The organism is Embleya sp. NPDC127516, assembly GCF_044765325.1.
Taxonomy (GTDB): Bacteria; Actinomycetota; Actinomycetes; order Streptomycetales; family Streptomycetaceae; genus Embleya.
This window is the reverse complement of record NZ_JBIWJT010000012.1, coordinates 150,305-172,128: the sequence shown is the minus strand read 5'-3', so window position 1 is coordinate 172,128 and position 21,824 is coordinate 150,305. Positions and strand designations below refer to the sequence as shown.

The following is a 21,824-nucleotide window of genomic DNA, read 5'->3' as shown; positions in this document are numbered from 1 at the left end:
CAGCCCCATGGGCACGCCCGTTGCACGCTCCTAGCGTGGATCCGGTGCCGTGAACGGGGAGCGGCCGGAACGGCGGAGGGACGAACGTGAGCGGGCGACCGACACGGCCACGACACACGATCGGGGACGAGCGGGAGGGTGCCGGGGCACCGGCCGTCCGGCTCGACGCGGTGCGCAAGGTGTACGGCAAGGGCTCGGCCCAGGTCGCCGCCCTCGACGGGGTCACCCTCGCCTTCGAACACGGGTCGTTCACCGCCGTGATGGGTCCGTCCGGCTCCGGCAAGAGCACCTTCCTGCACTGCGCGGCCGGCCTGGACCGACCCACGTCGGGCACGGTCGCGGTGGCCGGCCGAGACCTCGCCGAGCTGAACGAGAACGCGCTGACCAGGCTCCGTCGGGAGCGGATCGGTTTCGTCTTCCAGGCGTTCAACCTGCTGCCCACCCTCACGGTGGAGCAGAACATCACGCTGCCGCTGCGGTTCGCGGCCAAGCGCGCCGACCATCGGCGGATCCCCGAGGTGATCGCGCGCGTCGGCCTGACCGACCGCGCCCGGCACCGGCCGCACGAGTTGTCCGGCGGCCGGCAACAACGAGTGGCGATCGCCCGCGCGCTGGCCGTGCGCCCCGCCGTGCTGTTCGCGGACGAGCCGACGGGGGCGTTGGACACCCGGACGGCGGCCGAGGTGCTGGGTCTGCTTCGGGAGTCCGTGCGAACCGACGGCCAGACCATCGTGATGGTCACGCACGATCCGATCGCCGCATCCTTCGCCGACCACGTGGTCTTCCTCGCCGACGGCCGGATCGCCGACCGGCTGGACGCGCCGACCGTGGACGCGATCGCCGAACGCATGACCCACCTGGGCGCGTTCGCGAAAGCCCCGCTCCCGGGTGGGCGGCCGACGTTCGGCGGGATCCGCTGATGTGGGGGCTCGCACTGCGCACGTTGCGCTTCCGGGCCGGTGGCTTCGTCGCCACCTTCGTCGCGCTGTGCCTCGGCGCGACCGTGGTGATGGCCTGCGGCGGGCTGCTCGAGACCGGCGTACGCAACAACGCGCCACCGCAACGCCTGGCCCAAGCCTCGCTGTTGGTGATCGGTGATCCCACCTTCACCGGCCCACGCGACGGATCCGGGGACCGGGAGCGGGACTTCGCCCTGGCCGAGCGGGTGCCGTTGGACGCGCGGCTCGTGGATCGGGTGCGGGGCCTGGAGGGTGTGCGCGCGGCGGTCGGCGAACGCACCTTCGAGACCGCGCTGACCGGCGCCGGCGGCAGTCGCAAGGCACAGGGGCACGCCTGGGAGTCGGCGGCGCTGACGCCGTACGCGCTCACCCGAGGGGCCGCGCCGATCGGGCCGGACGAGGTGGTCCTGGATGCCGCGCTCGCGCGCCGCGCGGGCGTCGCCGTGGGCGATCGGGTCGAGATCGCCGCACACGGCGGCTCGGCCGCGTACCGGGTCACCGGCATCGCGCAGCCGGCGCGTACCGTCCCGCGGGCCACCATGTTCTTCGCGGCGGCCGAGGCCGAGCGGCTCGCGGCACCCGCCGGCACCATCGCCGACATCGCGATCGTGGCCGACCCGGGCGCCGATCTCGGCGCGCTGCGCAAGCGGGTCGCCGGCGCGTTGAACGAGGACCGGGCCAGAATCCTCGCCGGCGACGATCGCGGCGCGGTCGAGTACCCCGAGATTTTGGCGGACAAGTCCGACCTGATCTCGCTGGCGGGCGTCTTCGGCGGGCTGGCCGTCGCGGTCGCGGTGTTCGTGGTGGCCGGCACGATCGGGCTGTCCGTACAGCAGCGCCGCCGCGAGTTCGCGTTGATGCGCGCGATCGGCGCGACACCGCGTCAGCTGCGCAGGATGTTGCTCGGCGAGACGTTCCTGGTGACCGTGCTCGCGGCGGGCGTCGCATGGTTCACCGGACCCGCCGCCGGTCGGGTGCTCTTCGACCGACTGGTGGCGTCCGGCATGGTCGCCGAGACGGTGCGGTTCGAGCAGGGCTGGATCCCGGCGGTCGCGGCGGCGGGCGCGGTGCTGCTGACCGCACTGGTCGGCGGCTTCATCGGCGCGCGGCGCACGGTGACCGCGAAGCCGACCGAGGCGCTCGCCGAATCCGCGCTCCAGCAGCGCTGGTTCAACTGGTTCCGATTCGTGCTCGCGCTGATCGCGCTGGCCGGCGCCACCGCGCTGGGCCTGGTCACCGTGCTCGTCCTGGAGGGCCCGATCGCCGGGAGTACGGCGGGCCCGGCGGTGATCTGCGCCGCGATCGGCCTGGCCCTGCTCGCCCCCGGCCTGACCAAGCTGCTCACCTGGGTGTTGTCCCTTCCGCTCGGCGCGCTGACCGGCGAGTCCGGCCGGATCGCGATGCTCGGCTCACGGATCACCTCGGTGCGGACGGCCGCCGTGGTGACGCCGATCATGCTCGCGGTGGCGATCAGCACCGGCCAGTTGTACCTGCAGACCACCACGACCACGCACGCCGAGCGGGTGTACACGGAAAGCCTGCGCGCCGACGCCGTGCTGACCGGTGCGGGCGGCGGTCTCGACCCGGCTCTGGCCGAGCGGGTACGGGGCATTCCGGGCGTCGCGAGCGCGAGCGCGTACGCCGCGAGCGAAGGCTTCATCGAGCAGCCGCGGACCGCGCCGGACGGTCGGCACGGCCTGCAACTCCAGGGTGTGGATGCCGAGTTCGGCCTTTCCGCCACGGCTGTGACGGCCACCTCCGGGTCGTTGTCCGAGTTGCGCGGCAATACCGTGGCGATCCCTCGGGGTCTGGCCCGGTCGATCCATCGCGGGCTCGGTGACACGGTCCGCGTGCGGCTGGGCGACGGCGCTTCGGTGGACGTGCGCGTGGTCGCGCTGTTCGAGAGCCGGCCGGGCTACGACTCGCTGCTGCTGCCGGTGTCCCTGCTCGCGCCGCACACCACGAACGGGCTGCCCGCGCAGATCCTGGTGCGCGCGGCCGAGGGCACCGACCCCGACCGGCTGGTCGCCTCGCTCGGGGCATGGGCCAAGGAGCATCCGGGCGTTCGGGCCGCCTCCCGGGACGCGCTGCTGGAGACGCACGCCGAGGAGTCCAAGACCCAGGCCTGGGCCAACTACCTGATCATCGGCATGCTGACCCTCTACACCACGCTGGCCCTGATCAACTCGCTGATCCTGGCCACGCACAACCGGCGCCGCGAGTTCGGCCTGCAACGCCTGAACGGCGCGACCCGCGGCCAGATCATGCACATGGCCGCGGTCGAGGCCACGCTCACCACGCTGATCGGCGTGATCCTGGGCACGGCCGCGGCGGCCGCGGCGGTGATCCCCTACAGCCTCTCGCTCACCGACTCCTGGCTCCCCACCGGCCCGATCACCATCTACGCGACCGTGGTCGCCACAGCGGCCACACTCACCTTCGCGGCCACCCTCCTGCCCACCTGGAACGCCCTGCGCACGAACCCGGTCACGGCGGCCCAGGCCTGACGGAGCGAGGGCGCGTTCGGAAGCCGGCTCCCACCACCACCCGGGCAGCCCCATCGACGCGACGACCCCGCCACCGCGAGCCACCTCCGAACATGACAAAGGCCCAGGTCACCATGAAGTGACCCGGGCCTTTGTGATGGAGCCGCCTAAGGGAGTCGAACCCTTGACCTACGCATTACGAGTGCGTCGCTCTAGCCGACTGAGCTAAGGCGGCTTGTCCGCCCACCTTGAAGGTGGCGACAGGGAATGAGTGTACACACCCGTCGGGGTGGTCCACACGCGCGTTTGTCGGGGGTCAGCGGCAGGTCTTGGGCTTGGTGGGGACGGTGCCCTGGGTGAGGTAGTCGACGACCGTGCGGTCGACGCAGTTGCTGCCTCGACCGAAGGCGGTGTGGCCGTCGCCGTCGTAGGTCAGCAGGTTGCCGGAGGCCAGTTGGGCGGCCAGGGATTGGGACCACACGTACGGGGTGGCCGGGTCGCGGGTAGTGCCCACCACCAGGATCGGGGCGGCGCCCTCGGCCTTGATCGGGTGTGGCTTGCCGGTCGGCGGGACCGGCCAGGAGGCGCAGGTCAGGCCCGCCCAGGCGAGGTTGCGGCCGAAGGTCGGGGAGTCGGCGAGGTAGCCGGGCAGGTCGCGTTCGACGTCCGCGCGGGACGTGGCCGCGGGTGGGGCGTCCAGGCAGTTCACCGCCGCGTTGGCGGACATCAGGTTGCTGTACTTTCCGTCCTGGCCGCGCTCGTAGTACTGGTCGTTGAGTTCGAGCAGCGGCTCCCCGTCGCCGCGCTGTGCCGCGTCCAGCGCCTGGCGCAGGGCCGGCCACTGTTCCTTGGAGTACAGCGGCGACAGGATGCCGGTGGTCGCGATCGACTCGGTGACCTTGCGGGTCGCGTCGCCCGGCAGCGGGCGTGCGTCGAGCTGTTGCAGCAGGCCCCGGATCCTGGTCAGCCCGGCCTCGCGGGTCGCGCCCAGCGAGCACGAACCGCCGTCGACGCAGTTGTCCAGGAACGCCGCCAGCGCGGTCTCGAAGCCGCCGCCCTGCACCTTGTTGGCGGCCGTCGGCGACTGGCTGGGGTCCATCGCGCCGTCCAGGACCAGCCGGCCGACCCGGTTCGGGTACAGCTCGGCGTAGGTCGCGCCGAGGAACGTCCCGTAGGACGCGCCCAGGTAGTGGAGCTTGGCGTCGCCCAGCGACGCGCGGAGCAGGTCCAGGTCGCGCGCCGCGTCGACGGTGCTCACGTGGCCGAGCAGATCGGCCGACTTGTCGGCGCAGGCCTGCGCGTAGGAACGGGTGCCGTCCACCCACGCCTGTTCCTCGGCGGGAGTGTCCGGTGTCGCGTCGAGCTGGGTGAACGCGTCCATCGCGTTGTCGGTCAGGCATCCGATCGCGGTGCTGCGGCCCACCCCGCGCGGATCGAAGCCGACGATGTCGAAGCGCTTGCGCAGGTCGGCCGGATACCGCATGGCCGCGTACTGCGCGAAGTCCAGGCCCGAGCCGCCCGGGCCGCCCGGGTTCAGGACCAGCGAACCGATCCGATTCGGGCCGGTGGCGGGCTTCCGCATCACCGCGAGCTTGATCTTCGGGCCGTCGGGCTTGGCATGGTCCAGCGGCACCTGGAGCGTGCCGCACTGGAAGCCGCCGGCACACGCCGTCCACCCGATCGGCTCGGCCGCCGCGGTCGGCGGCGCCTTCTCGCCGACCCTGCCGTCCGGGTCACCGGTCACCGGCGCCTTGTCCGAGTCCGCGATCCGGTCCGGCGACTTCGACGACGAGCCCGAATCGCATCCGGCCACCAACAACAGGCCGACCGCCGCCGCGGCGATCCTCGCGCACGAACCCCGCAGCATGCGACCCGCTCCTCCGCTAGACCGGTACAACCGTCGGCCCGGTACGACCGTGCGCCTCCTGGGGAGGGTAACCACGCAGCCGAGCGATACTCCCCAACGACGCGGCCGCGAGGCCACGCAACCGCGCGGTCCCCGACCACCGGCCGGGGACCGCCGACCACGGATCACCGGCCGCCGATCAACTGCACCGCTTCCCCTTCGCCGGCATCGTCCCGCGCAGCAGGTAGCCCTCCACCGCCCCGTCCACGCACGTGCTGTTGCCGCCGTACGCGGTGTGCCCCTCACCCTCGAAGGTCAACAACGTCGCGTCGGCCAACTGGCTCGCCAGCTTCTCGGCCGAGGCGTACGGCGTCGCCGGGTCGCCCGTCGTACCGACCACCAGGATCGGCGCGCTCCCCGGCGCCCGGATCGCGTGCGGCTTGGTCGGCGACTTGAACGGCCAGTCCTCACAGCTCTGCCCGGTCAGGTCCTCGGTTGTGACGTCGCGCGACAACAGCGGGGCCTCGGCCCTGAGCCGGGCCAGCGCCGTCTGCACCTGCTGCGGCGTCGGCGCGTCGCCGCTCCCGTCCGCGCAGCCGATCGCGACGAACGCGTCCGAGCTGTTGTCGTACCGCCCCTGCTCGTCCCGCCCGTTGTAGTTGTCGGCATAGAACAGCAGCCCCTCCGGCGACCGCCGCACCATCGCGTCGGTGAGCGCGTCGCGCAGGTACTTCCAGGCGGTGTCCTTGTCGCCGTACAGCAGGCTGATCACGCCGATCCAACCCAGGCTGGAGGTGAGCTTGCGCCCGCTCCGGCCGACGAGCGGCTGGTCCTGGAGCCCGTCCAGGAAGTCGGCGGCCCTGGTCGCCGCAGTCTTCGGGTCGTTGCCCAGCGGGCAGCCGGCGCGGCCCGCGCAGTCCTCGGCGAACCGGCGCAGCGACCGCTCGAAGCCCACCTGCTGCTCGACCGACGCGCTCAGGTTGTCCGCGGCCGGGTCCACCGCGCCGTCCAGGACGAGCCGACCGGTACGGGCCGGGAAACGTTCCGCGTAGGTGGCGCCCAGGTAGGTGCCGTACGAGAAGCCGATGTAGTTGAGCTTCGCGTCGCCCAGGGCCGCGCGCAGGATGTCCATGTCGCGCGCGGCGTTGTCGGTGCCGACGAAGGGCAGCAGTTCGCCGGATCGGCTCTGGCACTCCGCCGCGTACGTCCTGTCCCGCTCCTTGGACCGGGCCTCCGCCTGTACCGGGTCGTCGGGCAGGTCCTCGGCCACGTACGCGTCCCGCTCGGCGTCGGTCATGCATCGCACCGGCGCGCTGCGATCGACCCCGCGCGGGTCGAAGCCGACCAGGTCGTAGGCGTCCTGGAGCGGCTTGCCGATGTTGTCCTCGGCCATCCACCACGCCGCCTCGACCCCGGAGCCGCCCGGGCCGCCGGGGTTGAGCAGCAGCGAGCCGAGCCGCTGTCCGGGCTTGCCCGCGCTCTTGCGGGTCACCGCGATGTCGATGGTCTTCCCGGTCGGTTGGGAGTAGTCGAGCGGCACGGTGAAGCTCGCGCAGCGGAACGCCTTGGCCTGGCTGCGCTGGTCGGCGTCCTCGGTCTCGCAGTCCTTCCAGGTCGGCCGCTGGGTGTAGAAGCGCGCCAGCGCGGGATTGGGGTCCCCGGGCGGGCCCGGCGCCCCGGCACCGGCCGACGTGGGCGGGGCCGCGGCCGTTCGCCCGCCGCCCGCCGCGTCGCCGAGATCGGACGCGACCGTACAGCCCGCGACTGCCGCGACGGCGAGCACGACCGGGATCGCACGGCCGAGGAGTCCCACCCTGGATATTCGTTTCACGCGTACTGCCTACCATCCGAACGCATCCCGGCGCACGGGCGGTACGCGCTGCGGTCGGACCGATACGCCCCCTCCGCGCACCGCCGGGCCGCGCCGGGTCACGCCGCCGGGTTCCTGGTGTTCCTGCCCAGGAAGGCGAGCGCCTCGGGCACCTGACGCGCGATGTCACCCGAGGCCCCGCCCGCGCCCGCGATCGCCTTGACCGTGGTCGGCGCCTTCGCCTTCGCGGCGAATTCACCGCCCGTGCTGCCGGTGTGGCCGGACAGCAGAATCTGTACGTCGGGCTTCGCGTCGAGCAGCTTGACCGGGTCGTTCGCCGTCCTCGCCGCCTTCGTCGCCGCATCGGCGTCCCACAGCGGGGACTTGAGCGTGGTGCGGCCGGACAGGCTGACCGCGGCGGCGTAGTACTGCGGGTACTGCAACGCGTACTTGACCGCGCACAGGCCGCCCGAGCCGTCCCCGATCAGCGCCCACGAGGCGCGGTCGGCGGTGGCGCGGTAGGTGGACAGCACCGCCTCGCGCACGTCGTCGTTGTGGAAGGTGGCCATCTTCGGCCGGTTCGGGACGTCGCTGCACTCGGTGTCCTTGGCCGCCGTCTGACCGGCGTCCGCCTCCTGCTTCGAGTACGGCAGCAGTTCGGGCGCGACCACGATGTACGGCGGGACGGTGCCGGCCTCGATGGCCGCCGCGAGCTTGGGCAGGAACGCCACCGAGTCGTCCACGAAGCTGTTCGACTCGACGCCCGGCAGCGCCGACTGGGCGACCAGGACGGGGTAGTTGCGGGCCTGGTTGGCGGCGGTGTCGTAGCCCGGCGGCAGCCACACCCACACGTCGGCGGTGACCCCGGAGCGGCGGCCCGCGACGGTCGTCTTGGTCAGCGTGCCACCGGACTTGGTGCCGACCTTGGTGAACTTCTGTGGTGCGGGCTTGGGTTGGCCCGACGTCGCGACCGGCTCGGCGGACGGTTCGACCTCGGTGGCGGAGGCGACGTTCTGCTTGTCGTCGTCGGCCATCCCCTTGTAGGCGAAGGTGCCGCCGACGCCGGCCGCGACCACGGCCAGCGCGAGCAGGCCGACGCCCAGCGGCGAGCGCACACCGCGCCTGCGGCGAACGGGCGCCGGATCGGCCCCGATCACCACGGGCTCGACGACGCGCACCGGCTCGGGCCCGGCCGGCCCGGCGGGCACCGCGGAGGCGGCCTCGACCGGCGCGAACGGCATCGGCGCCTCGGCTCGCGCGGGCGCCGACCGCGACGTGCCGGACGATCGCGCAGGTCCGGTCGACGTCGACCCGCCCGTCGAACCCGTCGAACCCGTCGCACTCTTCGAACCCGCCGCGCCGATCCGCTCGGCCGGCTCGGTGTGCCCCGGCCCACCGGCCCGCGCCGGCGTCCGCGCCTGCTCCCGGGCCGGCACCGACACCGCCGCCGGCAACTCGGCCGCACCGGGCCCGGGTTCGGCCTCCGATCCGGGTTCGGCCTCCGGGTCGGCCGACGAGCCGGCCTCGGCCGCATCGGCCGCGGCCGATGTGCGCGCCCGCAGCACAAGAACGACAACCGCCCCGAGGGTCACCGCGATCAGCAGACCTTTGAGCGTCCTGGTCACGGAACGCAACCCCGCACCGTCCTTCCGAACCTCACCAGCCACAATGTTCCCGCGAACTCTCCCACGATGACGTCCGGGTGGGGGCTCCGGGTTCCGCTCGACGGGCACCTCCGCCCCAAGGAGTGAAGGAGTCGACCCAGGGCGGGCCTTCGATCCCCCGTCGGGCTCCGACCAGGCATCGAAAACTCGCCCCGGCACCCGCGCAAACGCCGCGACGGCCACACACCCGCGCGCGAACCTCGGCGGAACCGCCCCGCGAACGGGCCCGCCGGCCGCGATCCCCGCCGTGCCCGACGCTCAGCCGGTCCGCAGCGTCAGCACCATCGCCTCGACCGCGAGCAGCGGCGCGACGTTCGCGTCGATCGCCCGCCGACAGGCCAGGATCGCCTCGATCCGGCGCAGCGTCGCCTCCGGCGTGGAGGTACGGGCCACCGTGTCCAGGTCCGCGCGCAACACGTCGTTGGCCAACGGCACGGCGGCGCGCAGTTGCAGCGCCAGCACGTCCCGATAGAACGCGGTCAGATCCACCAGTGCGCGGTCCAGACAGTCCCGCTGGGTGCGGGTGGCCCGCTTCTTCTGCTTGTTCTCCAGCTCCTTCATCACGCCGGCCGTGCCGCTGGGCATGCGACCGCCGCCGACCGCGCCCAGCGCGGCCCGCAGATCCTCGGTCTCGCGGCCGTCCAGATCCGCCGCGACCTGCTTCGCGTCCTCGGCCGCCGCGTCCACCAGGCGCTGTGCGGCGGCCATCGCCAGGCCGATGTCGCCGACCACCATCGGGATCCGCAACACGTCCGAGCGGCGCCCGCGCGCCTGCTCGTCCAGAGCCAGCCGGCGCGCGCTGTTGATGTCGCCGCCGGAGGCGGCCGCGGCGAAGGCGGCCATCGCCGGTTCGATCCCGTCCCGGCGCATCAACAGATCGGCGACCGCCCCGGCGGGCGGCGTGCGCAGCGCCACGTTGCGACAACGCGAGCGGATCGTGGGCAGCGCGTCCTCCAGGGAGGGCGCGCACAGCAGCCACACGGTGCGGTCCGCGGGCTCCTCGATCGCCTTGAGCAGTACGTTGCCCGCGCCCTCGGTGAGCCGGCCCGCGTCCTCCAGGACGATCACCTGCCAGCGCCCGCCCGCCGGCGTCATGGCCGCGCGCCGGACCAGGTCACGGGTCTCCTTGACGCCGATCGAGAGCAGCTCGGTGGCGACCACGTCGACGTCGGCGTGCGTCCCGGTGAGCGCGGTGTGGCAACCGTCGCAGTGTCCGCAGCCGGGCTCGGCGCCCAGCGCCAGATCCGGGCTGACGCACTGCAGCGCCGCCGCGAACGCCCGCGCGGCGGTCGCGGTGCCGACACCGGGCGGGCCGGTGAACAGCCACGCGTGGGTCATCCCGCCGACGCCCTCGCCCGCGAGGACCGCACGGGCGGCGCCGGCCGCGGTGCGCAACTGCTCGGCGACGCGATCCTGCCCGACGAGGTCGTCCCAGACGGTCACGCGCTCTTGTCTCCTCGTTCCGGTGTGCCCCGAGTACGACCGTACCGGGGTGACGTGACAATCGAGGCCACGTCACCCCGCGGCCGGGTATGCCCGGTGCGGCCCGGCGTCAGGACTTGTTGCGCCGCCACCGCCGCTTGCGCTCCGGCTCGGCCGGCTCGTCGTCCGCGTCCGCCCCCGCCTCGTCCGCGGCCGGATCACCCGTCCACGGCCCGAGCAGGTCGTCGGCCAGCGACTGGTCGCCCGGCGCGGCCGGTGGCGGCAGCACCGGCAGCGCGTGCGTCTCGTCCAGGTTCAGCGTCGGGATCTCCCGGGTGTCCTCGGCCGCCTCGCGCAGCTTTATCTGCCGCAACTCGGTGGTGTCGGCGTCGTCCGCGGACACCTTGGGAATGCCGTGTACGGGTGTCTCCCCCAGCGACGGGTCCGGCCGCCGGATCCCGTGCACCGGGGTCTCGAGCATGTCGGTGTCGGTCGAGGGCCCCGCCTCCGCGGCGAGTGCGGCGGCCTCCTGCGCGGCGCGTGCCCGCGCGGACGCCGCGGCCTCCGCCGCGCGCGAGGCCTCCCGCTCGGCCCGGCGACGATCGGCCTCGGCCCGGCGCAGCGCGTCCTCCGCCCGGCGGCGCTCCTCGGCGGCCCGGCGCTCGTCGGCGACCCGGATCGCCTCCTCGGCGCGCATGCGCTCGACGTCGCGGGCCGCCTCGGCCTGCAACCGGTCGCGCTCCTCCTCGGCCGACCGCTGCCGCTCCAGAGCCGCCTCGCGCTCCTCCTCGGCACTGGCCCGGGCCTGCTCGGCCTGGAGCGCGGACGCCTCCTCGAGCCGGCGGCGCTGCTCGTCGCGGCGCTCGGCCTCCTCCTCGGCGCGCACCCGGGCCTCCTCGGCCCTGGCCTTGGCCTCCTCGGCGACCCGCTGCTGCTCCTCGGCCCGGCGCTCGGCCTCGGCGGCGAGCCGGCGGCGCTCGGCCTCGGCGTGCAGCCGGGCCTCCTCCGCCGCCTCGGCCGCGGTGCGGGCCCGCTCGTCCGCCTCGGCGGCGATCCGACGGGCCTCCTCCTCGGCGTAGCGCTGCTCCTCCTCGGCCAGCCGGGCCGACTCCTCCTCGAGCCGGGCCTGTTCGGCCTGACGCTGGCGCTCCTCGCTCTCCGCCCGCAGCCGGGCGATCAGCGCGGCCTTCTCGGCGTCCCGCGCGGCCTGCTCGGCCTTGCGCCGGGCGTCCTCCTCGCGCATGCGCTTGGCCAACTCCAGCGCCTGGCGCTTCTCCTGCTCGGACAGCGGCAGTTCGCGGTCGAGCCGGTGCCGGATCGGCGTGGTGACCGCGTCCGGCTCCTGGTCGGCGTCCACGACCAGGTAGCGGTCGGGGTCGTGCGCGGCCAGGTCCAGGAACGCGTGCCGCACTCGCAGGTGGAACTCGCGCGGCTCGGACTCCAGGCGGTCCGGCGCCTCGGTGAAGCGGCCGTGACCCACCGCGGGGTCCAGGTCGAGCAGGATGGTCAGGTCGGGCAGCAGCCCGTCACTGGCCCAGCGCGAGACCCGGCCGATCTCGCGCGCGCCCAGGCCGCGCCCGGCACCCTGGTAGGCGATCGAGGAGTCGATGTAGCGGTCGCTGATCACGATCGCGCCGCGCCGCAGCGCGGGCAGGATCACGGTCTGCACGTGCTCGGCCCGGTCCGCCGCGTACAGCAGCGCCTCGGTGCGCGGGTCGACCGGAGCGCCGTCCAGGTCGAGCAGCATTGCGCGCAGCCGCTTGCCGACCTCGGTCGCGCCGGGCTCGCGGGTGACCACGACCTCGTGGCCCTTGGCCCGGATCCACGCCGCGATCGCGTTGGCCTGGGTCGACTTGCCCGCTCCCTCGCCGCCCTCCAGGGCGATGAAGAAGCCGGTGGCCCCGGCCGGTCGGCCGGTGATGTGGTCCTCGTTGCGGGTCGCGGCGGCCAGGTCGCGCAGGATCGGCACGCCGCGCCGGTCGTCCACGCTCAGCAGCGCGATCCAGCCCAGGATCACCACGAACGCGCCGGTGCCGGCCAGGACCAGCGCGGCACCGCTGTAGTCGAAGGTGAACCGGTCCGCGATCACCCACGAGCGCACACCCACGTAGCCCGCGCCGATCGGTGCGGCGACCAGCGCCACGAACAGCACGATCCGCACTGTCAGTTGGGCGAACGCGAAGGCCCGGGCCCGCAGGTCCTCACCGAAGTCGAGGCCGTACATCGTGTATCCGGTGACCCACGCGACGCCCGCGAACACGCCGAGCACGGCGGCGAGTACGGCGGCCACCACCACGTTGGCGACCGCGGCCAGGATCAGCAGGGTCAGTCCGGCGAACATCACCGCAACGCCGTACAGCCGCCGCCGGCTGAACGCCGGCACCACCCGCGGACCCCACAACATGCCCGCGCTGACGCCGGCGATGAGCATCAGGAACACCGTGCCGTACGCCGCGTTGCCCGCGTGCAGACCGACCACCAGCAGCGGCGCGGTGGCCACCAGCGCGCCGCCCGCCAGGAACAGCGCGATCATCCCGACGATCAGGCCGCGCGCGGTCCGGCCGTGGCCGAACACCTTGCGCCCGTCGGCGAGCACCTTGAACGGGTTGGGCCGCCGGGTGCTGACCGAACGTCCTCGCGTGGGCATCCGGATCAGGAAGGCGAACACGGAGGCGCCCAGGAACACCGCGCCCGCGGTGTAGCAGGCCAGGTTCGAGGGGTGCTCGACGAACATCGACACATCGCGCGAGAAGGCGGTGCCGATCAGCGCGCCGAGGATGAACAACAGCGCCGCCGCCGGGGCCGCGCCGTAGGAGGTCACGAGGTTGAACTGGTTGGCGGTGCCCAGCCGTTGCCGCGGCACCAGGTTCGGCACGGTGGCGTCCCGGGCGGGCCCGGCGAGCGCGCCGACCACGCCGACCGCCGCGGTTGCGCCCCAGACCCACCACATCTCGTCCACGAACGGCACGGACACGAGCACCAGGGCCCGGATCACGTCGCACGTCACCAGCGTCCAGCGCCGGTCGAGGTGGTCCACGATCGCGCCCGCCACCGAGGCGACCAGGGCGGCCGGCAGCATCCGCAACGCGAACACCACCGCGACCGCCGTGGCATGCTCGCGGTAGTCGCCCTCGACCGTCCACAGCGCGGCGGAGGTCAAGGCGAGCAGCGCGAGCCAATCGCCCAGCGCGGAGGCCGCGACCGCGAACCAGAAGCGGCGGAAGGGGCGGATGCTCAGCACGCCCCCGATGCCCTCTGCCGGTTCGACCTGACGGGGCGGTATCGCCGAATCCGGCGCTTGCTGCTCCGCGTGCGTCATACGGAGAACCCTAACGTCGTCACCTGACGGGAAACGGCAACCTCGACCGATCCCCCGTGCTCCGGCGGCGGACCGTAGCACAGGGCCCGATGTCGTCGCCGGAACCGACCGAGGCGGCGCCGGATCCCGCCGGCGCCGCCTGATCGAAACGTACCGAGATATCCCTACCTCGGTCCTGTCGCCTCACGCCTCGTCGGCCGCGTTCTTCGCGCCGGCGTTCGCCGTCGCCTTCGCCGCCGCCGACTTGGTGGTCTTGCCGTCGGCCGCGGGCTTCTTCGCCGCCGTCTTCTTCGCGGCGGTCTTCGTGGCCGTCGTCTTCTTCGCCGGGGCCTTCTTGGCCGCCGCCTTCTTGGTCGTCTTCTTCGCCGGGCCCTTGGCCCGCTTGTCCGCGAGCAACTCGTAGCCGCGCTCGGGGGTGATCGTCTCCACCGAGTCGTCCGCGCGCAGCGTCGCGTTGGTCTCGCCGTCGGTCACGTACGGCCCGAACCGGCCGTCCTTGACCGTGACCGCCTTGCCGCTGACCGGGTCGGTGCCCAGCTCCTTCAGCGGCGGCTTGGCCGCGGCCCGGCCGCGCGCCTTGGGCTGGGCGTAGATCGCCAGCGCCTCGTCGAGGGTCACCGTGAACAACTGGTCCTCGGTCTCCAGCGAGCGCGAGTCGGTGTCCATCTTGAGGTACGGGCCGTAGCGGCCGTTCTGCGCGGTGATCTCGGTACCCGTCTCCGGGTGCTTGCCCACCACGCGCGGCAGCGTGAACAGCTTGAGCGCGTCCTCCAGAGTCACCGTGTCCAGCGCCATCGACTTGAACAGCGACGCGGTGCGCGGCTTGGGGCCGTTCTTCGCGGCGGCCTTCTTCGCGGTCTTCTTGGCCGGCTTGGCGCCGTCCGCGGCCGGGGCGGCGGGCGCCTCGGGCTCCGGCAGCACCTCGGTCACGTACGGGCCGTAGCGGCCGTCCTTGGCCACGATCATGTGCCCGCTGACCGGGTCGATGCCCAGCTCGTGGTCGCCGCTGGGCTTGTCGAGCAGTTCCTCGGCCTTGGCCACGGTCAGCTCGTCCGGCGGCAGGTCGTCCGGCACGTCCGCGCGTCGCTCCCCGCGCTCGACGTAGGGACCGTACCGGCCCACGCGCAGCACGATGCCCTCGCCGACCGGGAACGAGTTGACCTCACGGGCGTCGATCGAGCTGAGGTCGGTGACCAGGGCCTTGAGGCCGCCGAGGTGGTCCTCGTCGGGCCGGCTCTCGTCGCCGAAGTAGAACTTGCGCAGCCACGGCACGGCCGCGGTCTCGCCGCGCGCGATCCGGTCGAGGTCGTCCTCCATCTTCGCGGTGAAGTCGTAGTCGACCAGCGTGGCGAAGTGGCCCTCGAGCAGCCCGACCACGGCGAACGCGAGGAAGGACGGCACCAGCGCGGTGCCCTTCTTGAACGTGTAGCCGCGGTCCAGGATGGTGCCGACGATCGACGCGAACGTCGAGGGCCGACCGATCTCCCGGTCCTCCAGCTCCTTGATCAGCGACGCCTCGGTGTAGCGGGCCGGCGGCTTGGTCGCGTGGCCCTCCGGGGTGAGCTCGTCGGCGCTGAGCGCGTCGCCCTCGGTGACCATCGGCAGCCGTCGCTCGCGGTCGTCCAGCTCCGCGTCGGGGTCGTCCGAGCCCTCCACGTAGGCCTTGAGGAAGCCGTGGAAGGTGATGATCTTGCCGCTCGCGGTGAACTCGGCGTCGCGCCCGGGCAGGTCCGCGCCCTGGGCGACGCCGCCGATGCGCACGGTCACCGACTGGCCGACCGCGTCCTTCATCTGCGACGCGACGGTACGCATCCAGATCAGCTCGTACAGCCGGAACTCGTCGCCGGCCAATCCGGTCTCGGCCGGCGTGCGGAAGCTCTCGCCCGAGGGTCGGATCGCCTCGTGCGCCTCCTGCGCGTTCTTCACCTTGCCCGCGTACACCCGCGGCGCGTCCGGCACGTACTCGGCGCCGTACAGCTCGCGCACCTGCGCCCGGGCGGCCGTGACGGCCGTCTCGGACAGCGTGGTGGAGTCCGTACGCATATAGGTGATGAAGCCGTTCTCGTACAGCTTCTGCGCGATCTGCATCGTGCGCTTGGCGCCGTAGCCGAGCTTGCGCGAGGCCTCCTGCTGGAGGGTGGTGGTGCGGAACGGGGCGTACGGGGAGCGACGGTAGGGCTTGCGCTCGACGGCGCGCACCGTGAACGACGCGGACTCCAGCGCGGCGCTCAGCGCGCGCGCACCGGCCTCCTCCAACTGGAGCACACCGGCGTTCTTGAGCTTGCCGTCCTGGCCGAAGTCGCGACCGGAGGCGACCCGCTTGCCGTCCAACGAGACCAGGCGCGCGTTCATCGTGCTCGGGTCGGTGGGGTCGCCCGCCCGCCCGGTGCCGAAGACGCCGAGCAGGTCCCAGTAGGAGGCCGAGGTGAACGCGCGGCGCTCCCGCTCGCGCTCGACCACCAGGCGGGTGGCCACCGACTGCACACGGCCGGCCGACAGGCGCGGACCGACCTTCTTCCACAGGACCGGCGAGACCTCGTAGCCGTAGAGGCGGTCGAGGATGCGGCGGGTCTCCTGCGCGTCGACCAGTCGCTGGTTGAGCTCACGCGGGTTGTTCACCGCGGTGCGGATCGCGTCCTTGGTGATCTCGTGGAACACCATCCGGTGCACCGGCACCTTGGGCTTGAGCACTTCGAGCAGGTGCCACGCGATGGCCTCGCCCTCGCGGTCCTCGTCGGTCGCGAGGAAGAGTTCGTCGGCGTCCTTGAGGAGCTTCTTGAGCTTGGCGACCTGGGATTTCTTGTCCGCGTTGACCACGTAGATCGGCTCGAAGTCGGCGTCGACGTCGACCCCGAGACGGGCCCACGGCTTGCCGGCGTACTCGGCCGGGACCTCGGCGGCGCCGTTGGGCAGGTCGCGGATGTGTCCCACGCTCGCCTCGACCACGTAACCGGGGCCGAGATAGCCCTTGATCGTTTTCGCCTTGGCCGGGGACTCGACAATGACGAGTCTCAGGCCGTCGCGCGCGGTCTCGCTGCTCGGGGACACCTTCGCTTCTCTCTCCATCGTCGTCGGCAGCGGCCGTGCCCAGTTGGGCAAGGCCGTACTCGGGGGTTCGTATTCACATTGCGGTTGCCGGGTGGCGGAGCGTGACCGGGGGTCGGCCCCGTGTGTCAAACCGGTTCTGCTCGGCTTGCGTCACGGAGTCGTCCCGGCGCCGCTGTCCGGCCGGACCGTCCCCCGGATCCGGCGAATGCTCCGACGGCCGGGCCCATGCCCCTCGAACGGTAACGCGCGCATCGCGGTTCCCGCCTCCCGACCCCGTTGGTTCGTGGCCGAACGGGAAGCCGCCGCCTCCATACAACACATTTTCTTGGCAACGGCAAGGAGTATCCGGTGGGGACAACACCTGCGACTGTACAGGCGTGTCGCCCCGGATCACGGTGCACCGGCCCAAGCCGCGCTCAGTCGGTGGTGTCGGACTCCGCCGGGAGAGCCTCCCCGACCTCGGGGAACAGCAGGAATCCGTCGGCGACCAAACCGCGCAGTTCGCCGGGTACGGCGTCGCGCAACCGGGCCGGCTCCTCCTCGAGCAGCTCGGCGATCGCGTCCACGATGACGCCGGCCGGAAGCCGACCGTCGCTGGCCCCGGCCAGGGCCGCGCCGACGGTGTCCACCCGATCCGCGCGGCACATGCCGCGCCGCTGCCGCAGGACGACCGCCTCGGGATCCTCCGCGCCCGGAGCGCCGGTCTGTTCCTGGACCACGTGGTCGGCGAGCCGGAAGGGGACGTCGAGCAGGCCGTCGTCGTCCGTCCCGGCCAGCCGGTCCTGCCGGCCGAACCACGCGTGCACCTCCGCACCGAGCGGTTGTTCGATCGCGTGCGGCCAGTCCTCGATGTGCACGTTCGGCGTGTCGGCGCCCGACGCGCGCAGCGTGATCCAGCCGAACCCGATCCCCTCCACGCCGTCCCGCTCGAACGCGGCCAGCCACGCGTCGTAGCGTTCGGCGTAGGCGGCCCCGCGATGGTCACCCGAATCGCGCAACCACAGCTCGGCGTACTGCGCCGGGTCCTGCACGTCGCGCTGGACCACCCACGCGTCGCAGCCGGTGGGCGCGAGCCAGGCGGCCAGCCGGTCCTGCCAGTCCTGCCCGCGCAGGTGCTGCCAATTGGCCAGTAGCTGGCAGTAGCCGCCGTCGTTCAGGAAGCGCGGCGCCTGCGCCACCAGGAGTCGGCACACCTCGTCGCCGGGCAGGCCCGCGTCGCGGTAGGTGAATCGTTCACCCACCGGAGTGATCACGAACGGCGGGTTGGACACAATCAGGTCGAACCGCTCGCCCTCGACCGGCTCGAACAGGCTGCCCTCGGCCAAGCCGACGTTGCCCACCCCGGACAGCGCCATGGTCAGCCGGGTCAGGTCCAGCGCCCGCTTGTTGACGTCGGTCGCCAGCACCGAGTCGGCGTGTCGCGACGCGTGCAGCGCCTGCACGCCGCATCCGGTGCCCAGGTCCAGCGCGCGGCCCACCCGCTCACGCACGGTGATCCCGGCGAGCGTGGTGGACGCCCCGCCGATGCCGAGCACGTGGTCCGCCCGGACCGGGCCGTTGACGCCGCCGATGCCCGCGCCCAGGTCGGACACCACCCACCAGTCGGTGTCCGCCTCGCCGTAGGGCCGGATGTCCACGAGCGGGCGCACGTCCTCGCCGTCCTGCTCCAGCAGCCCGCCGGCCAGCGCCTCGGCCAGCGGCAGGGCCCGTCGCACGTGCGCCTCGGGCGCCGAGGTCTGCAGCAGGAACAGCCGGATCAGCACGGCCAGCGGGCTCGCCGCGTCCGCCCGCAGGGCACGCAGCGCCGGCACGGTCTCACCGCGCGACAGCGCCGCGTACGCCTGCGGACCGAGGGCGTCGAGGCAGCCGTCGACGGTGTAGCCGGCCGCGATCAGGGCCTCGCGAAGTCGGGCCACCTGGGAGGTGTCGTTCATGGTCACGCGCACCATCCTGCCTCGTGCGCGCCCCCTGGCGGTTCAGCCGGTGGGCGCCGTGCCGGTCGGCGGCGCCGAGGAGGACGACGTGCCGCCGCTCGGCGGCGGGCCGCTCGACGTGGTGGACGCGCTCGCGGAGGCGCTCGGCGACCCGGACGCGCTCGGCGCGGCGCCCGAGGCACCGGCACTCGGAGTACCGCCCGGCGCGGCGCTCGTCGGCGCCGAGGTGACCGGCGCGGTGGGGAGCGCGTCCGGCTTGCCCGCCGCGCATCCGGGCACCGCCGCGAGCGCCTTGCCCGGCTCGCCGCGGTGCAGCTTGTCCAGCGCCGTGTGCGCGGACGCGCGCAGCCCCTCGATCTCCGGATTCAGCGAGCGCAGTCCGTCGGCGAACACGTTCTGCTTGTCGGTGGCCAGGCTCTCCATCTTGGCCTGGATCCCGGCCCAGCCCTTGGCCGCGTTGCGCAGTTCCGCGACCACCGACGTGCGCAGCGTGGCGCCGTCCGCGACGGCGGGTATGCCCGCCCGGTCGATCGCGTCGGCCAGCGCGTTGTCCGCGTCGGCGAGTCGGGAGATGTCGGCGGCCAGCCGGGTGCGCAGGGTCGCGGGCTGCTCGTTGGGGATCACCTTGCCCACGTCGGCCAGCGCCACCCGCGCCTCGTCGATGCGCGCCGTCACCTCCACCGCGCAGACCTTCGCGGCCCACGCCCGCAGTTCGGCCTGCTTCTTCTTTTTCTCGTCGTTCTTGTCGTCGTCGCCGCCACCACACGCGGTCAAGGCCGATGCCAGGACCAGCGCGGAGACCACCAGGAACTTCCTCGACACGCTTTCCACCTTTGCTCGGAGCCGGACGCAGACTCGCACAGCGCAAAGGTGTTCGGCCAAACGCGCACCTCGGACGCGGCACGGGCGCGGTACCGGATTCCCCCGGTTCCGCGCCCGTGCTCACCTCGGATCGGATCAGGCGGCCGCCTTGGTCGTCCGCTCCTCGTGGTCGTCCTCGTCCTCGCCGACGACCACCGACTTGCGCTTGCTGTACCAGACCGCGCCCACGATCACCACGACCGAGAAGGCCGCCGCGAGGGCCCGCAGCGCGCCGTTCTCGTCCGCGCCGATGCTCAGCTTGACCACGGCCGGCGCGATCAGCAGCGACACCAGGTTCATCACCTTGAGCAGCGGGTTGATCGCCGGTCCGGCGGTGTCCTTGAACGGGTCGCCGACCGTGTCGCCGATGATCGTGGCCTCGTGCGCGGCCGAACCCTTGCCGCCGTAACTGCCGTCCTCGACCATCTTCTTGGCGTTGTCCCACGCGCCGCCGGAGTTGGCCAGGAACACCGCCATCAGCGTGCCGGTGCCGATCGCACCGGCGAGGAACGCCGCGAGCGGGCCGATGCCCAGGGTGAAGCCGACCGCGATCGGAGCCATCACCGCGAGCAGCCCGGGAGTGGCCAACTCGCGCAGCGAGTCGCGGGTGCAGATGTCCACCACCCGGCCGTATTCGGGCAGTTCGGTGCCGTCCATGATCCCGGGCCGGGTGCGGAACTGGTTGCGCACCTCGAACACCACCGCGCCCGCCGCCCGGGAGACCGCGTTGATCGCCAGGCCGCTGAACAGGAACACCACGGCCGCGCCCAGGATCAGCCCGACCAGGTTGTTCGGCTGGGTGATGTCGGTGGCGAACGAGAACGAGGTGAGCTTGGAGGCGTCGGCCAGTCCGCCCGCCTCGTCCACGGCCGTGCGCACGGCGTCGCGATAGGACCCGTACAGCGCGGTCGCCGCGAGCACGGCGGTCGCGATGGCGATGCCCTTGGTGATCGCCTTGGTCGTGTTGCCCACCGCGTCGAGCTCGGTGAGCACCTGGGCGCCCTCGCCCTCGACGTCGCCGGACATCTCGGCGATGCCCTGGGCGTTGTCGGAAACCGGTCCGAAGGTGTCCATGGCCACGATCACGCCGACCGTGGTCAACAGCCCGGTACCCGCGAGCGCGACCGCGAACAGCGCGAGCATGATGATCCCGGCGCCGAGCAGGTACGCGCCCAGCACCGCCACCGAGATCAGCACCGCGGCGTACACCGCGGACTCCAGGCCCAGCGCGATGCCGGACAGGATCACCGTGGCCGGGCCGGTCAGCGAGGTCTTGGTGACGTCGCGCACCGGTCGCCGGCTGGTCTCGGTGAAGTAGCCGGTCAACTGTTGGATGACCGCCGCGAGCACGATCCCGATCAGCACCGCCACCAGCGCGAACACGCGCGGGTCGGCGTCGTGCGCGAGGATCTCCTGATCGGTGAGCCCGTCCAGGTCCGAGAACTTGCTCGGCAGGTACAGGAACGCCGCGCCCGCGACCAGGATCAGCGAGATGACCGCCGAGACGAAGAAGCCCCGGTTGATCGCGGTCATGCCGCTGCGGTCGCCCTGCCGCGGCGCGACCGTGTAGATGCCCACGATCGCGGTCAGCACGCCGATCGCGGGCACGATCAACGGGAAGACCAGGCCCGCGTCGCCGAAGGCGGCCTTGCCCAGGATCAGCGCGGCGACCAGGGTGACCGCGTACGACTCGAACAGGTCCGCGGCCATGCCCGCGCAGTCGCCCACGTTGTCCCCGACGTTGTCGGCGATCGTCGCGGCGTTGCGCGGGTCGTCCTCGGGGATGCCCTGTTCGACCTTGCCGACCAGGTCCGCGCCGACGTCGGCGGCCTTGGTGAAGATGCCGCCGCCCACGCGCATGAACATCGCGAGCAGCGCGGCGCCGAAGCCGAAGCCCTCGAGCACCTTGGGGGCGTTCTCGCGGTAGAGGATCACCACGAGGGCCGCCCCGAACAGGCCCAGGCCGACCGTGAACATGCCCGCGACGCCGCCGGTGCGGAAGGCGATCCGCGTCGCGGCGTCCCGGCCGGCGTTGCCGGAGCGGGCGGCGGCGGCGACCCGCACGTTGCTGCGCACGGCGAGCCACATGCCCACGTACCCGGTGACGGCCGAGAAGACCGCGCCCACCAGGAAGAAGATCGAGCGGCCGATCCGCTCGTTCCAGTCGTCCGCGGGCAACAGCATGAGCAGGAAGAAAACGCCCACCGCGAACACCGCGAGCGTGCGGAACTGACGGGCCAGGTAGGCGGCCGCGCCCTCTTGGATGGCACCGGCGATCCGGCGCATGGATTCGGTGCCCTCGTCCGCCGCGAGCACTTGACGCACGAGTCCGGCGGCGACGCCCAGGGCACCGAGGGCGATCACCGCGACGATGACGACGTAGGTGAGGTTGCCGCCGGTGACGGAGACGTCCGCGGCGACGGTGAGTTCGGAGGGGTGGATCCCGGACATTCGTCCTCCTTGGCTAGGAGCACT

Annotated in this window: 11 protein-coding genes and 1 tRNA gene; 2 read left to right on the top strand and 10 right to left on the bottom strand. The window is 72.8% G+C overall.

Translation table 11 applies throughout. From position 1 onward, the window contains the following. Window positions 1-86 precede the first annotated feature (86 nt). Together ACIRL2_RS24200 and ACIRL2_RS24195 are read left to right on the top strand one after the other, a co-directional pair. On the top strand, window positions 87-920 hold the full coding sequence (locus ACIRL2_RS24200; protein WP_402234472.1) for an ABC transporter ATP-binding protein: 834 nt from the start codon (window positions 87-89) through the stop codon (window positions 918-920). Further along, window positions 920-3,466 (top strand): FtsX-like permease family protein, encoded by a 2,547-nt coding sequence (locus tag ACIRL2_RS24195; RefSeq protein WP_402234470.1) that lies wholly within the window; start codon window positions 920-922, stop codon window positions 3,464-3,466. The genes ACIRL2_RS24200 and ACIRL2_RS24195 overlap by 1 nt, the downstream gene beginning before the upstream one ends. Window positions 3,467-3,603: 137 nt before the next feature. On the opposite strand, the gene ACIRL2_RS24190 is transcribed toward ACIRL2_RS24195, so the two are convergent. The 10 genes from ACIRL2_RS24190 to ACIRL2_RS24145 form a co-directional block, all read right to left on the bottom strand. Then, window positions 3,604-3,680, bottom strand: a tRNA-Thr gene (locus ACIRL2_RS24190). An 81-nt stretch (window positions 3,681-3,761) separates the two neighbouring features. Continuing rightward, window positions 3,762-5,312: an alpha/beta hydrolase gene (locus ACIRL2_RS24185; RefSeq protein ID WP_402234468.1), complete on the bottom strand. Its 1,551-nt coding sequence runs from the start codon at window positions 5,310-5,312 to the stop codon at window positions 3,762-3,764. A 178-nt stretch (window positions 5,313-5,490) separates the two neighbouring features. Then, complete coding sequence (locus ACIRL2_RS24180) at window positions 5,491-7,122, bottom strand: alpha/beta hydrolase (RefSeq protein ID WP_395866721.1); 1,632 nt, start codon at window positions 7,120-7,122, stop codon at window positions 5,491-5,493. 98 nt (window positions 7,123-7,220) lie between these two features. Beyond that, entirely contained in the window at window positions 7,221-8,726 is a 1,506-nt protein-coding gene (locus ACIRL2_RS24175) for an alpha/beta hydrolase-fold protein (protein WP_402234466.1), read from the bottom strand. A gap of 297 nt (window positions 8,727-9,023) precedes the next feature. Further along, entirely contained in the window at window positions 9,024-10,208 is a 1,185-nt protein-coding gene (locus ACIRL2_RS24170; RefSeq protein WP_395866717.1) for a DNA polymerase III subunit delta', read from the bottom strand. Between the two features lie 109 nt (window positions 10,209-10,317). After that, on the bottom strand, window positions 10,318-13,506 hold the full coding sequence (gene tmk, locus ACIRL2_RS24165; protein ID WP_402234464.1) for a dTMP kinase: 3,189 nt from the start codon (window positions 13,504-13,506) through the stop codon (window positions 10,318-10,320). 183 nt (window positions 13,507-13,689) lie between these two features. Then, window positions 13,690-16,554, bottom strand: a complete 2,865-nt coding sequence (gene topA / locus ACIRL2_RS24160) for a type I DNA topoisomerase (RefSeq protein ID WP_395866713.1) — start codon at window positions 16,552-16,554, stop codon at window positions 13,690-13,692. A gap of 416 nt (window positions 16,555-16,970) precedes the next feature. Further along, window positions 16,971-18,503: a methyltransferase gene (locus ACIRL2_RS24155; RefSeq protein ID WP_402234461.1), complete on the bottom strand. Its 1,533-nt coding sequence runs from the start codon at window positions 18,501-18,503 to the stop codon at window positions 16,971-16,973. Window positions 18,504-18,530: 27 nt separating this feature from the next. Further along, complete coding sequence (locus ACIRL2_RS24150) at window positions 18,531-19,310, bottom strand: hypothetical protein (protein WP_395866709.1); 780 nt, start codon at window positions 19,308-19,310, stop codon at window positions 18,531-18,533. 135 nt (window positions 19,311-19,445) lie between these two features. Continuing rightward, the gene (locus ACIRL2_RS24145; RefSeq protein WP_395866707.1) at window positions 19,446-21,800 is read right to left on the bottom strand and encodes a sodium-translocating pyrophosphatase; all 2,355 of its coding nucleotides are present in this window, start codon (window positions 21,798-21,800) and stop codon (window positions 19,446-19,448) included. Window positions 21,801-21,824: the final 24 nt, after the last annotated feature.

Bases quoted from the DNA above. Each gene is read 5' to 3' on its own strand.
- ACIRL2_RS24195 (WP_402234470.1), top strand. From the start codon at position 920: ATGTGGGGGCTCGCACTGCGCACGTTGCGCTTCCGGGCCGGTGGCTTC.
- ACIRL2_RS24185 (WP_402234468.1), bottom strand. From the start codon at position 5,312: ATGCTGCGGGGTTCGTGCGCGAGGATCGCCGCGGCGGCGGTCGGCCTG.
- tmk (WP_402234464.1), bottom strand. From the start codon at position 13,506: ATGACGCACGCGGAGCAGCAAGCGCCGGATTCGGCGATACCGCCCCGT.
- ACIRL2_RS24155 (WP_402234461.1), bottom strand. From the start codon at position 18,503: ATGGTGCGCGTGACCATGAACGACACCTCCCAGGTGGCCCGACTTCGC.
- ACIRL2_RS24145 (WP_395866707.1), bottom strand. From the start codon at position 21,800: ATGTCCGGGATCCACCCCTCCGAACTCACCGTCGCCGCGGACGTCTCC.